The 11,273-nt window shown below is 39.6% G+C and carries 9 protein-coding genes; 1 reads left to right on the plus strand and 8 read right to left on the minus strand.

Translation table 11 applies throughout. The annotated features are described in order from the left end of the window. Positions 1–5 precede the first annotated feature (5 nt). From ACEW8F_RS16715 to ACEW8F_RS16750, 8 genes are all read right to left on the minus strand, one after another. Positions 6–833: a protein-glutamate O-methyltransferase CheR gene (locus tag ACEW8F_RS16715; RefSeq protein WP_373484600.1), complete on the minus strand. Its 828-nt coding sequence runs from the start codon at positions 831–833 to the stop codon at positions 6–8. Next, complete coding sequence (locus ACEW8F_RS16720; protein WP_373484601.1) at positions 820–2,544, minus strand: HEAT repeat domain-containing protein; 1,725 nt, start codon at positions 2,542–2,544, stop codon at positions 820–822. The genes ACEW8F_RS16715 and ACEW8F_RS16720 overlap by 14 nt, the downstream gene beginning before the upstream one ends. After that, positions 2,537–3,994, minus strand: coding sequence for an Hpt domain-containing protein (locus ACEW8F_RS16725; protein ID WP_373484602.1), 1,458 nt, complete (start codon positions 3,992–3,994; stop codon positions 2,537–2,539). Before ACEW8F_RS16725 ends, ACEW8F_RS16720 begins: the two co-directional genes overlap by 8 nt. A gap of 47 nt (positions 3,995–4,041) precedes the next feature. Continuing rightward, complete coding sequence (locus tag ACEW8F_RS16730; protein ID WP_373484603.1) at positions 4,042–4,458, minus strand: response regulator; 417 nt, start codon at positions 4,456–4,458, stop codon at positions 4,042–4,044. A gap of 22 nt (positions 4,459–4,480) precedes the next feature. Continuing rightward, complete coding sequence (locus tag ACEW8F_RS16735; protein WP_373484604.1) at positions 4,481–5,587, minus strand: chemotaxis response regulator protein-glutamate methylesterase; 1,107 nt, start codon at positions 5,585–5,587, stop codon at positions 4,481–4,483. A gap of 81 nt (positions 5,588–5,668) precedes the next feature. Further along, on the minus strand, positions 5,669–7,144 hold the full coding sequence (locus ACEW8F_RS16740) for a chemotaxis protein CheW (protein WP_373484605.1): 1,476 nt from the start codon (positions 7,142–7,144) through the stop codon (positions 5,669–5,671). A 17-nt stretch (positions 7,145–7,161) separates the two neighbouring features. After that, positions 7,162–9,105 carry a methyl-accepting chemotaxis protein gene (locus tag ACEW8F_RS16745; RefSeq protein WP_373484606.1) on the minus strand — a complete coding sequence of 648 codons (1,944 nt, stop codon included), beginning with the start codon at positions 9,103–9,105 and terminating at the stop codon, positions 7,162–7,164. Positions 9,106–9,331: 226 nt separating this feature from the next. Further along, the gene (locus ACEW8F_RS16750; protein ID WP_373484607.1) at positions 9,332–9,691 is read right to left on the minus strand and encodes a response regulator; all 360 of its coding nucleotides are present in this window, start codon (positions 9,689–9,691) and stop codon (positions 9,332–9,334) included. 707 nt (positions 9,692–10,398) lie between these two features. Here ACEW8F_RS16750 and ACEW8F_RS16755 point away from each other — a divergent pair. Then, the gene (locus ACEW8F_RS16755; protein WP_373484608.1) at positions 10,399–10,812 is read left to right on the plus strand and encodes a TetR-like C-terminal domain-containing protein; all 414 of its coding nucleotides are present in this window, start codon (positions 10,399–10,401) and stop codon (positions 10,810–10,812) included. Positions 10,813–11,273: the final 461 nt, after the last annotated feature.

Consider the following 11,273-nt stretch of genomic DNA (forward strand, 5'->3'; position numbering starts at 1 on the left):
TCCTCTCATTCTTTTGGCCTGGAATATACGATGGTATCCCCTATTTTATTAACCTTGTAAGCAGACGAAATTCTCCCCACTGATTCGGAGTGGCCTAGAAATAGAAATCCCTCTGCATTTAAGGAATCATAAAAGCTTGTGACAACACTTTTTCTTGACACATCATCAAAATAAATCAAACAATTTCGGCAGAATACAAAGTCACATCCATTGATACTGCTCCGCTCTTTTTCGTCCATTAAATTAATCCGCATAAACGATACAGAGTTCCTGATATTGAGATTAATGAGATACTTGTCACGACGTTTTGTAAAATATCTCGTAAGATATTCCGGCGGTACATCCTTTACGGCTCTGCTGTCATAAAGTCCTACTTTGGCACTTTGCAATACTTTTGCATTAATATCAGATGCAATGATTTGAATATCCCATTTTTCAGATCCTTCAAGCATTTCTTGAAGAATAATGGATAATGTATACGCTTCTTCTCCGGTTGAACAGGCGGCACACCATATTTTTATCTTTTTTCTGTTATCTTTACGTTTTGCCACTACCGGCAGTACATCCTCTGCAAAGTTACGCAGTTGCGGAAAGTCACGAAAAAAGTAAGTTTCGTTTACAGTAAGGTCATTGATTAATTGATAAAACTCAGACGTGTCACTTTCGAATTTAAGCATCATAAAATATTCATTTAACGAATCTATTTCAAGGCATTCTGCGCGTTGATTAATCCTTTTTTCCACATAATACTTTTTATTGTATTCATAATATAACCCTGTTCTTTTGTAGATCAACTTAATATACTTGTCATATAATTCATCAGATAATATCACGCAAACACCGCTCCTTTCCTAACGCTGCTTTAGCGGCTTCTGCCACCTCTTCTACCGAGTCACTCAGTAAGCGGTCCAGGACACTCACTGCTTTGCTGCTGCTATTACTGCTTAACGCTTTAATTGCAGCTAATCTTGTTAGGATATCACTGCTAGAGGCTGCTTCATTGATCGTATCCCAGATATAATCGCTATTAAATTTGCATAAGTTAGAGACGATTTCTCTTCTGTTTATCGAATCACTTTCATCATTATACATTTTCTTCAGAATCGCCAGACTTCTGCCAGTAATTTTACTCCCTAAAGCTTTTATCGTCTTTTTTCTAACCAATTGTGATGGATCGTTAATCATTGTGGTCATAAAGTTGTAAAACGCATCATCATCAGCCCAGGAAATGCTATCTACCAACCCTACCCTGACACCTTCACTCATGGAATCAATTCTTGAATTGATGTAATGCCACCCGGCTGCCGGATCCTTTTTAAATAAGACTTCCAATGCTTCAATGAGATGACTCTCGGTGGCAGCCGTGGTTTCTAGCAATTTCATGCCTGCCTCATCATGGTTGTTGGATAATCTTTCAAGCAAGACCGTATTTTTGTAAGAATCAATATCGGAAATAATACGAATGGCCAACCCGGATATATCAGGATTGTCCGAATTGCACAATTCTTCTATACTAAGGTTACAGCCATCGATTCGTTTTACATATATTAGTTTCAGAAACATTTCAACCAGTACCGCTTCTTGGGATCTCAGCATTTTATTGATAGAGCTGGTTGGAATCTCGTTAAGTTTCTGGATGAGATCATAAAGGCTTTCAATGAAATATTCTTTTCCTTTGTACAACCTGACTATTTCTTCAATATCACAAAGAAAGAAAACTATATTCAGTTTAACCATCGCAGACATCGAAATGAATATTTGGCTTGAATCCCGGTAATCCCAGTGCTCTTTGTAAATCTTTTCCAGTTTTTCGATGGTTTCTTGTGAGAACGTGACAGCGTCACTATTAACAATCTGATTACTTAATCCGAAAATAAGATTCGAATCATCGATTATAAAATCGTTTGAATAGTTTATCATCACATCAATAGAACCTGAGGAACCGATAATTCCAAGGGTTCTGACATAGGTATTGATCAAAATGTTTTTTTCGATTTGTGTTGCATCCAAGGTTACAATCTTCTTTTCGATGACACCTGGGCAGTTTTTTACATCAAGACATGCAAGCGTGTTTAATAATGTGTTAATAATCCAGACACTCTTTGTCTTTTCCAGTATTTCCCAAAGTCTGTCTTTTGCTTCTATAAATTTGTGTTCTGCGATTACTTCCAACGCTGCTTCGACAACATTCTCATCCCGATCATCGAGCGCTCCTAAAGCAATTTCGCAGCTTTTTTTTCCTTTAATATGTTTTAAGGCATCTAAAGCATATTTACGGATATTTCTATCCTTGTCCGAGAGTTTTTCTTCCAAAACCGGCAGCGCTTTTTCGTCAAGTAAAATCAGTAATTCAATTGCAATATTACGTATAAATACATCATCTGAATAAAAAAGTTGCGCCACTGATTCGGCAGTGCGTTCATCTTTGATACGCCCGATTTTTTGTACGAGTTTTTCCTGATGATATCTTTCGGTTGCCGTCAATAGGTCATTTATGAGTGCCTTCATTTCTTGTCCATCAAATAGCTGCTTTTCACTATCCATACTGCACATCCTTTATTTTTTTGCTGATTCTTTGGAAAGAATCCTCAGATTTAAAACTCCTTAAGATTGCATCCAGCCCTGATTTTGAGACATGAAAATTTTCGAAATCTCTGATCGAATCAAAAATATTTACAATGCTTCTAACCTTATGGCCTTCAGCGATGATCCCGATCTCAATGTCCCTGGATTCGATCTGGTTTTTGATCTCGATCAGATCCCTAACCTCATTTTCATGCAACATGGTGAGTTGGCTCACATCAATAAGAAGTATCAACGTTGAAGTCTTGTTCATCTTTCCAATAAAATTACGCAGCCTGGAGATAAAGCTGTCCTGCTCAGCTTTAAAAATGCTGACTACCTGTTTACCTTTGTTATAGTGAAAGTATCTTTCTATCAGTCCTACCACTTGTTTTTGGAAATTCGGACAAATATCTTGATCTGCATCAAATGGTCCCTCAAAAAACTTAATAATCTGATTATTAAGTTTTCTGAAATCCTCAAGGAAATTATCTACCTTGGGGATTTTTTTCAGTGTACTCAATACCTTTACTGCTTCGTTAAGCGATTTCATTGCGTCAAGCTCTTCCCTGCTCATATTAATTTCCTGACTCAAATCGATTCGATGCAGCTCCATCAATGCCTTGAGGATGACAACATACAAAATATCGTTACTCTGCGAAAAGCTATGGTCATTTCGTGCCAACTTACTTCTGCTTAAATCCACGATGTTAATTTTTTCTATATAGTTCAACGCAAAATAGGCATATAGTTCAGTTTCATCTGTATCTGTGGATATTATAATCTCGTACGTCTTTAAATCCTGTTTGCTCACGTTTCCCGAAAAGTAATGGTCATCGACACTGGAAAATATAAGGGTTCCGATCTCCTCAACACAATTTAAAGTCATCAATAATACAGGGGCTATCATGGGAACTTCTTCCTCAAAAAAGAATGTAATATAATAGGTATTCTTTCCTTTAGACGGTTTACCTAAGTAGGTAGAAATAATCCCTGGTTCCGCTTGCTGGGTAACAGCCACTGCCACTGCCTCTTCCTGCTTATTGACGCGTATGAATACCTCAATCGTATCTGCGATTCGTTGCGCATCATTGCTAAGACTCTCCATCATTTCATCAGAGCCTCGTTCTTTTTTGTATACCAGCATCTTCTCTGTAATATCCAAGCCTTCGAAGCAAAGCGATACGATACTCTGCTCAAATGGGATTGAGCCGTTTCTTGCACAATCGAGCATATCTTCAATTTTATGCATGAGGTTACCAATATCCACATAACCGACCATATGGGAAGACCCTTTTATGGTATGTGCAATTCTGAACAACTCATTGATGTCTGCCTCAGAATAATCCACTTCGAGTCTGATCATACATTCTTCTGCCTTTTGAAGCATATCTTCCGTTTCTTCCAAATATAACTGTATCATTGAATCCATTAATATCACCACCTAAATTTATCTAACATTGCCAATTTACTGGTTTTCTATTGAACTATTTCTATAAAAGCAGCTCGCCATCTTTCCAGCTTTTTTACAGCATATTGAATTATTTCCAACACATACTCGGTGCTTTTATAAGGTTTAAGGATATAATCATTGGCACCAAATTCCAAAGCGCTCAGTATCCTGGCCATTGTTGAGAACTCTGTCATCATGATAACCTGTGCCAACGAATCATATTTCTTTATTTCTCTTAAAAGCTCCAACCCATCCATCTGTGGCATTACAATAGCTGTTAAGACAATATGATATTTGGTGCTTTTAACCTTTTCTAAAGCTTCTGTGGCAGAAAGACAGGCATCAACACCGTACCCTTCCTGTTCAAGATTTTCTTTAAGCAGACTTACTACTTCTTCATTTTCTACATTGTCTACGATCAAAATCTTATACCTGGATTTCATCAGTACCTCCACTCATTCAAAATCACTCTTTAACTAAATTATTTGTTGAACTAATCCTTCTCACTGCTTTTATGATTGCCTCAGCGATCTTATATGAAGGCACCACAATTTCCGCACCGCCTCTTTCAATTGCTTCCTTTGGCATACCAAAAACCACCGCTGTCGATTGGTCTTCTGCAATCGTAATGCCGCCCGCTTTTCTGATCTTTACCATCGCATCTGCGCCATCATCTCCCATGCCGGTCATTAAAACGCCGATGACATTTTCTCCTCCAAAGGCCGCAAGGACAGACTCCATCGTTACATTGACACATGGCATAAAAACGGTTTTTGGAGTACTGGGAAGTCTCAGCGCACCGCCTGCTCCCCGGACCACCAATTGATATCCCCCAGGGCCAAGATAGCCTCTGCCATTTTGGAGTATGTCACCTGGACCGGCTTCCTTGATTGGAATAAGGGAGGCACCATCCAGTCTTTTTGCAAATGACGCTGTGAAAGTTGGGGGCATATGCTGGATGATAATAACCGCAGCCCCAAGGTTCTCCGGCAGCATCGGTATGACCTCCATGAGGGTTCCGGGACCACCGGTTGAAATCCCGATAACCACTACCTTTGTGCATTTTTTTCCTTTTGTCAATTCTGATTGCCTTATTGGCTCCACTTTTTTTTGAGGTGTTGCCATGCTGCGCCTTTCGGCTCGATCTCTGATGCTTTTTCCATTGACACTTTTGTAAGCCAATTTTACTTTTTGGATGATTTCCCTGCCTATTATATGAATATCAGCTGAGACCGTCCCTGATGGCTTTGCCACGTAATCAAAAGCACCGAGTTCCAACGCTTCAAAAGTTGTCAATGCCCCTTCAGCTGTCAGCGAACTCACCACTAGCACAGCTATTTCAGGATAATCGCTCAGGATATATTGCATCGCGGTTAGGCCATCCATAACCGGCATATTAATGTCCATTGTTACAACATCTGGTTTTAACTCCCGTACCTTTTCAAGGGCATCGCTTCCATCCCTTGCCGTTCCAACCACATCAAGACCTGGGTCAGTCATGATAATCTCTTTCAGTGCTCGTCTCATCAGGGCTGAGTCATCTACGATCAATATCTTTATCTTGTCATTCACTACCACTACCTCCCATAATACCAAAAAATTCAAAAGCATTCTAAAGCCTCAATTGTTTCAAGACTTCAGAACAACATTCCCTTAAATAAAGCTCAATACCTTACCAATATCCAGAATCAAAATCATTCTCTTTCCATCATCGAGTTTACCAACGCCTTCGATATAATCGCTGTCTACCCCACTGCTTAGTATTTCAGTTGGTACTTCTATCAATTTTTTTTCAAATCTGAGAACTTCCGAAACAGAATCCACTATAATTCCCGTTCTTTTACCGTTGAAATCCGCAATAATAATTCTTGTCGCATCGGTTAACTTTTTTTCGGAAAGCTTAAATAAACGTCTAAGATCCAATGCCGGAATGATATTGCCTCGCAAATTGACAATTCCCTCGATGTAGTAGGGACCGTTTGGTATTTTAGTCACTTCGGTCATCCGATTGATTTCCTGAACATTGTCGATCTTAATGCCATACTCTTCTTCATCTATTTTGAAAGTAACCAACTGCTCCTCGTCAAGCATCTGTCTTTCGCTATATAGACCATCAGCATTCTGCTCAAAGATATCATCATTCGCAATGATCTGATCCCGAATATCTGCAGAAATGATTTTTGATGGTTCAAGGATGAAAATCATCCGTTTACCATTGCTCAGTTTTGCAATACCTTTTAGCTGTTCGCCACTCTGTGCCGAGAATTTCAAAGACGGTTGAATACTGTTTTTAGGTATTCTCAAAACTTCCGAAACTTTGTCCACCATAATTCCAGCCGTGAAATTGCCCATATCCACCACCAGGATCCGACTACGATCATTGATTTCAGTATGCCCCATTCCAAAATATGTCCTTAGATTAATAATTGGCAGTAAGTCATCCCGGAGGGAAAGGACACCTTCGATATAGGCTTCACAATTTGGAACCTTGACCATTTGTGGGACCCTGATGATTTCTTTAACCATCATAATTTCAATGGCATATTCTTCCTGATCAAGCTGGAATGTAACCAGCTGCTCCTCATCGATGGACTTATCCTCGGCTTCACTGACCGGTGTGCTATTGTTTTTCACACTTTCATCGTGTCCGTTTTGTTGTTCTTTGTCAGTATTGTTTACAATAAGTGCCTTAACGACATCTAAAAGCATAACCAGCCTCTGCCCATTGTCGAGCTTTACCACGCCATCTAAAAAATCGGAATCAATATTTTTTACAATCTGAGGTGCTTCTTCAATCTCAGAAGTGGCTACTCTCATCACCTCGGAAACCTTATCGACAATGATTCCTGTCGCCGTACCTTCAACATCAATAACAAGAACCCGACTGTTTTCATCTTTTTCTTTTCTTTCCAGACTAAACTTAGTTCTGCCATCTATGATTGGGAGAATATTTCCCCTCAGGTTACAGGCACCTTCGACATACACAGGGGCATTGGGTACTTTAGTGATAACCGGTACCCTGATGATTTCCTTGACATCCATGATGTCTGTGCCAAATTCATCTTCTCCCAGTCGGAAAGTAACTAACTGGCGTTCTGTAACGTCGCTATTGTTTATACTAGCACGCATAGCCATCGCCTCCATTCCTACATATTCTGTAATTCATCTGCGAGTCCTGAAATCTCTTCAATGGCTTCGGCCAATTCCTGCATCCCTTTTGATTGCTGACTTGCTGCTGTTGCTGCTTGTTCAGCTCCGCTACTGGCTTCCTGGGCTGCTGTCGCAATCTGATCGACACCTTTTGTTGCCTGTTCGAGTGCTACTTGTGATTCTTCGGCGCCCTTTTGAATTTCATCAGCACCATTTAGGATCTTGAACATATTTTCTTCAATGATGTTAAGATTTTGGGTGGTCTTCTTAGACTTTTCCACTTCTGCGAAAGACGATTTACTCGATGCGTCGGTATCTGCTGAAACTCTCTGAATCTGATTCTGTATGGCTCTGACCAGATCTTTGATTTTGTCTGCATTTTCTGCTGATTCATTGGCAAGGGCTCTTATATCTCCGGCAACGACCGAGAAACCTCGTCCAAACTCCCCTGCTCTAGCCGCTTCGATGGAACCGTTAATTGCCAGCATATTGGTCTGGATCGTAACATTAACGATTGCATCGACAATTTTATCAATCCTTAATGTGGTTTCTTCAAGGCTCTTAATATTTTTGGCTGCACCCATTGAAATTTTAGCAGAATTTGTTATCCCTGAAATCATGCTATCAATTGAAACTTTATTGTCTCCTAAAAGCTTTTGAAGTTTTGTAACGATATCTGCCGAGAACCCTGCTCTTTCACTCATTTGGGTTGATGCGACGGACAGCTTCTCGGCAAATAACGAACCTCTTTCAGCACTCTCGGCTTGTAAAAGAGCTCCTGAGGATATTTGCTGCATTGCATTTAATATCTCGCCAGCAGTTGCACTCCCTTCTTCTACGTTGGCTGAAAGTTCTTCTGAAGCAGCGGCAAGGGATTCGGAGGACTTTTGCGCCTCGGTAGAACTCTTAAGGTCCTCTGCCATTTGAGACAGGTCGGCCGCACCGGCATTCAACTCATTAAAGGCTTTATTCTGCATTTGGATGGCTTTCTCAACTTCTTCAGAAGCACTGCTTTGCTGTTCTGACGCAGCGGCAATGGTTTCTGAAATCGCTAAAAATTCTACGGCACCCTTGTTGGCATCTGTTGCATTTTGAGATATTTCTTTGATGCCTTTGATAACGGCAACAAACTCTTCATTAATGGTAATCAGATCCTCCGTCATTCTGACAGCTTTTTCAACCTCATCATTGGCTACTTTGCCGGCGTTTTCGATATCCTCGACCACAACCTTAACATTACTTTGAATCTCATTTACCAGCGCCCTGATATTTGTTGCTGACTTTTCAGAAGTTTCAGCAAGATTCCTGACTTCATCAGCGACCACGGCAAAGCCTTTCCCGTGTTCACCTGCTCTTGCCGCTTCGATCGCCGCATTCAGTGCCAGCAGATTTGTTTGATCTGCAATTCTAACAACGGCTTGTACGATTTCACCGACTTCGTTCGATTGTCTTTCCAGCTCACCGATCAATTTTACGGATTCGCTGTTGGTTTCAGCCGATTCCTTGATACCTTGAATCATGAGTTCAATATCTCTGGATGTATTTTCAATCAGATCTTTGGCTATTTCCCCTCGTTCAAGTGATTCCAGGGCATTCTTATCGGCTATTATGGATGCTTTATCAACCTGGTTAATGGCTGCCCGGGACTCTTCCGCCGCAGAGGCAGCTTCACTTGCGCCACTGGAAATCTGTTGCATGGTTGCCGCTAATTCTTCGGCCGCACTACTTGCTTCCTCGATACCCGAAGCCATTTGTTCTGTTGCCACGGCAATCCGCTCTGCCAGCTGTTGCTGTTTTGCCAGCGTTCTGGCTCTTACCTTGTCCTTGGCCTGTTTTCTGGCAAGTTCTCTTTTTCTTTCCATTTCATCCGATGTTGAAACTGATTCATATGATACCTTTTCCCGTTTGCCACTTGAAGGCATTGCCAACCTTTTTTCCATAATAATTCTGACCTCCTAAAGTCATTGATTTTAATTGATGGTACACTTTTTTGATAGTCCAGTTAATAAATAATACCGTATCTGATGGCGTCATCGTTTGTAACCTGATTTACCTCATAAGCATCACGATATCACCCTTTGGCGAATTTCTATTTGTAGCTATTATTCTAAAATTGAACCCGCTAATCAGAACATTACGGACCGCCACTTATTTCTTAATCTTGCTTTAATATTTATACTTATTCATGTTTCTTATGAACTCTTCATTTTTGAATGGTTTGATAATAAAATCTTTGGCACCATTTAAAATAGCCTCCTGCACAAATTTTTCCTGTCCCATTGCTGAAACCATGATTACAGTCGGCAAATAATCCATTTTTTTGATCTCCTTCATACACTCCAGTCCATCCATTTCTGGCATTGTAATATCGAGTGTGCCGAGATCCGGCCTCAGTTCCTGGATTTTTCTGAGTGCGATGTTACCGTTTGCAGCATCATCAATCACATTAAATCCATTGCTTTCCAGCAATTTCCTGATTTGGATCCTGATAAATGCCGAATCATCTACAATTAATACGTTCGTCATCTATTCACCTTCCGTATCAACGTGTGCCAAGCAGACACCGTATTTTTCAAGCCTTTGTAAAATAGAGATTACAGCGTTTTCTGTCAAAAGCAAAGACCTCCTATTTTCTGATATTCAGATCCCTTAAATAAAGGGCAATAGGAAGTCAACTCAATAAAATTTATTAAAGATTTGGCATTATCACAATTTATATTATGGTCGCTGAATAGTCTTTTCCGGCAACCAGCTTTTATGAAATCGCCTGATTGTCACCGAATAGTTCAACATTAATCTACTTTTTTTCAGTATACTAATAGAACAGATTTTTTTCAACGATCAATAATTAACAATATTGCCTGCTAATAACCACAATTTGAAAATGTGTTTATTAATGATTAATACTAGCAAATGTGTTGATAACTGGTCGATATCTGAAGATATGATCTTTAACGGATTTGCTTAGTCTATCAGTCCCGCATATAATGAAGGCACTAATTTAATAAGGAATTACTGTTTTAGCGTCTGTTGAATAACTTTTCCTGAAAGGACTTTTTATATTGATAAAAAAAATTGATCGTCGAATCCGAAAAACAAAACTACAACTGCAGTCAGGCCTGGCTCAATTATTGCTTGAAAAAAGTGTTGATAAAATAACGGTATGTGAATTATCGGATTTGGTCGACATTAACCGGGGAACCTTTTATCTGCACTACAAAGATGTTTTTGATATGCTGGATCAAATAGAGAATGACATCTTTGAGGATTTTTGTGCCCTCATTAATGATTATGCTTCTATCGTCCAGAGATCCAACACCCGCCCATTTCTCATTGATATGTTCCGTTTTATTGCCGAAAATGAAGCAATGATGCATGTTATAGTAAGCGAACCAGGGAACCGCACTTTTTTAAATCGCTTAAAAGCGGTGTTTAAAGAAAATTTCTTTAAACACTGGCTGGAAGAAAATCATACGCAGGCTTCCCCGAAAATTGAATACTTCTATTCCTATCTTCTCTCTGGATGCATGGGTTTAATGGTCCACTGGCTGAAAACCGGGATGAAAGAACCACCTGAACAGATGGCAACGCTCACTGAGGCCATTATTTTAGAAGGATCCAATTTTATTGAATCCAAAGCGTCTTAAATCAGTCGGATATTCGTTGATATTCATCGCAATTGATGCAAACCGACCTTCTGTGACCATCAATCAAAACAGAGAGAAACCAAACCAATCCCATTGACTTAAGTACTACCACACAAATAAAATTAAAGCGACTCTCTTCTATTTTTGAGGTGAGTCGCTTTTTTTAATCTAAACACGTATCCCATCAACCTTAATAAAGGTCCTGGTTATGATCTCGCCGTATTTCTAGTTCCATCGATTTTGCATATTCACCCCTAAAATAACTGTGTAAAAATAGCAAAGAATGTTATATTATATTTATAAAGATTATGAAGGTAGCAAATTATGTGTTTGTCAATCAAAAAGTTTAGCGTTTGGTCTCGAAAAGTTGTGCACTTGCCAACACAATTTTGTTCATTAGCAGATGGTCGTCCAATCTCTTTTTAACAGAGTACCATCTGCGCAACTTTTGAATACTTTTT

The sequence above is a fragment of the Acetobacterium sp. genome (assembly GCF_041752335.1).
In the GTDB taxonomy this organism is placed as follows: Bacteria; Bacillota; Clostridia; order Eubacteriales; family Eubacteriaceae; genus Acetobacterium.